The following is a 3,065-nucleotide window of genomic DNA, read 5'->3' on the forward strand; positions in this document are numbered from 1 at the left end:
GCGCATCGTTCAGGGTGGCCGCCTCACCCTGCATGTTGCCCACCTTGGGCGGGATCTTTTTCACTGGCAGATCCAGAAACAGGAGCTTTCCGGCGCGACCGTTGCCGCCAAGGGGGTTCCGCGGCTGCCGATGCTGACCGTCGGGCAGCGCGAGTCGATCCTGTTCATGAACGCCGCCGCGCGGGACGTGCTGGGGTCGCGGGCGCTCAACCTCGGCGATGTCTTCGGCCCCGACGGCTGCGTTGCCGGCGAAATCAACACCGTCACCACGGCCGAGGGCAGCCGCCAGTGTCTGGTGGCCGAGTTCCCGCTGTCGGCCGGGCGCCGGGAAATCTATCTGTTGCCCACGACCGTGCCGGCGCTGCCCGGCAACGCGGCCTTTTTCGATGCCCTGCCGGTGGCCCTGCTGAAACTCTCCGTCGATGGCCGGGTGGTGATGGCCAACCGGGCCGCGCGCGACCTTCTCGGCCAGCCGATCGGGCCGGGGACTGCGCTCGACAGCCTGATGGAGGGGCTGGGGCGGTCGATCCGCGATTGGCTCTCCGAGGCCGCCGCCGGTCGGGGCGGCCAGCATTCCGAGTTTCTGCTGGTGCGGCGCAGCGACCGCGAGATCTTTGTGCAGGTGGCGCTGAAACGGGTGGTCGAGGGCGAGGAGGTGTCGCTGATCACCGTGCTCAGCGATGCGACCGAGCTGAAGACGCTCGAGGCGCAGTTCGTGCAGAGCCAGAAGATGCAGGCCATCGGGCAGCTTGCCGGCGGGGTGGCGCATGATTTCAACAATCTGCTGACGGCGATCACCGGCCATTGCGACCTGTTGCTGCTGGGGCATGATCCGGGCGATCCGGCCTATCGCGACCTGGTGCAGATCAACGAGAACGCCAATCGCGCGGCGGCGCTGGTGGGCCAGTTGCTGGCCTTTTCGCGCAAGCAGAACCTGCGCCCGGAAACGCTGGACATGCGCGACACGCTGGCCGATCTCACCCATCTGCTGAACCGCCTCGTCGGCGAGACGATCACGCTCGAGCTGATCCATGACCCGGACCTGCCCCCGGTACGCGCCGACCGCCGCCAGCTTGAACAGGTGCTGATGAATCTGGTGGTCAATGCCCGCGACGCCATGCCGGGCGGCGGCAAAATCACCATCCGCACCCGCGACACGGTGCTGGCCGAGCCGCTGGAACGCGACCGCGCCACCGTGCCCGCCGGCCATTATGTCGGTATCGAGGTCGAGGATCAGGGCTGTGGCATCGTGCCCGAAAAACAGCAGAAGATCTTCGAACCCTTCTATACCACCAAGCGCACGGGCGAGGGCACCGGGCTTGGCCTGTCGACGGCCTATGGCATCGTCAAGCAGACCGGCGGCTATATCTTCGTCGACAGCCGGCCCGGCGAGGGCACGGTGTTCCGCCTGCTGCTGCCGGCCCACCACGCGCCGGCCGAGCCCGAGACGCCGGCCCCGGCCGGCGAAGGCGCGGCGCCGGCGGCCCCGGGGCTTTGCGACGGCGGCGGGGTGGTGTTGCTGGTCGAGGATGAGGCCGCGGTGCGCAGCTTTGCCTCGCGCGCCCTGCGCCTGCACGGGTTCACGGTGCTCGAGGCCGGCAGCGGCGAAGAGGCGCTGGAGCTGCTCGGGGAAGAGGCGCTGCATGTCGATCTTTTCGTCAGCGACGTGATCATGCCCGGCCTTGACGGGCCCGGCTGGGTCCGCCGCGCCCGCGAGACCCGGCCGGACACCGGCGTCATCTTCATGTCGGGCTATGCGCAGGACAGTTTCACCGACAAGCAGGCCGAGATCGACGGGTCGGTGTTCCTGCCCAAGCCGTTTTCGCTCAACGATCTCACCAGCCTGGTGCGCCGGACGCTTGGCGACGGTCAGGCGATGCTGTCGTAAAGCGCGAATTCCTCGGCGCATTTCTGCCGCAGCCGGGTCTCGGTGCGCGGCGACAGCGCGAGCTCCATCCGCGGCGAGACATTCTCGCGCGTGAGGGTGATCTCGGCGCCCAGCCGGTCCTCGAGAAAGCGCAGGATGGCGGGCTGGTCTTCATAGCGGAACAGGTGGTCGACCTTGGTGCCGTTGGGCCGCGGCTCGAGGAATTTCGCCTGGCTGCCGACATTGGCAAAGGGCGGCCTGTCACCGCGCGTATAGGCCTCGACGAAGTCGTCGAAACTGACCTCGTGGGTGGCGTTGCGATGGCCGATCATCGAGTCGCGGCGGCGGAAACGGTACCAGCTGCCCAGCCAGCTCACCGGTTCGCGCATCACCGCCATGGTCTGCATGTTGTCTTCCTTGCAGGCGCGTTCGAACATCGGGCGGAAAAACCGGTTGTAGCGATAGACCGGCGCATGTTTCAGTTCCGGCGGGTTGGAAATGACCATGTCGGCCCGCGGCGCCAGGGCCAGTTCCAGGGCGGTGGTCCCGGTCTTGGGTACCGACAGAAGAACCAGTTTTTCCTTCCAGAAAACAAGCATTTATTCGCCTCAATGAATTTTGTTCTATGCCTCGCTCAGGCGTAAACTACTCTTTAACGCTTCTTGTAAAAAGTGAAATTTGGAAAATTCTATTGAAATGTTCTTGTTTTGATCTCATAAGATGTGAGAACAAGTCGGGAACACAAGCTTTCATTGCCGCGCTTGGCGGTGTGTGGAATAAGGGAGCAAATCCATGGCAACGGCAGAACTTTTTGAGATGAGCACCAAGAAATCGGCAGATAAGCAAAAGGCGCTGGACAGCGCCCTGGCCCAGATCGAACGCCAGTTCGGCAAGGGCTCGATCATGAGGCTCGGGGCGGACAATCCCGCCCAGGAGATCGAGGCCACCTCGACCGGCTCGCTGGGGCTCGACATCGCGCTCGGCATCGGCGGCCTGCCCAAGGGGCGGATCATCGAAATCTACGGCCCGGAAAGCTCGGGCAAGACCACGCTGACACTGCACTGCATCGCCGAAGAGCAGAAAAAGGGCGGTGTCTGCGCCTTTGTCGATGCCGAACACGCGCTGGACCCGCTCTATGCCAAGAAGCTCGGCGTCGATCTCGACGAGCTGCTGATCTCGCAGCCCGACACCGGCGAAC

General features: G+C 64.9%; 3 protein-coding genes. 2 read left to right on the forward strand and 1 reads right to left on the reverse strand.

The annotated features are described in order from the left end of the window. The coding region (locus ABZD10_RS14760) for an ATP-binding protein (RefSeq protein WP_372887659.1) at positions 1–1,888 on the forward strand (1,888 nt) is incomplete at its 5' end. On the opposite strand, the gene ABZD10_RS14765 is transcribed toward ABZD10_RS14760, so the two are convergent. Next, a complete protein-coding gene (locus ABZD10_RS14765; RefSeq protein ID WP_372887661.1) occupies positions 1,870–2,466 on the reverse strand; it encodes a gamma-glutamyl kinase in 597 nt (198 codons plus the stop codon). The two genes, ABZD10_RS14760 and ABZD10_RS14765, sit on opposite strands and share 19 nt — an antisense overlap. A 193-nt stretch (positions 2,467–2,659) precedes the next feature. Here ABZD10_RS14765 and ABZD10_RS14770 point away from each other — a divergent pair. Further along, a partial coding sequence (locus ABZD10_RS14770) for an ATPase domain-containing protein (protein WP_372887663.1) occupies positions 2,660–3,065 on the forward strand: 406 nt, incomplete at its 3' end.

The organism is Shimia sp. (assembly GCF_041624275.1).
Lineage (GTDB): Bacteria > Pseudomonadota > Alphaproteobacteria > Rhodobacterales > Rhodobacteraceae > Shimia.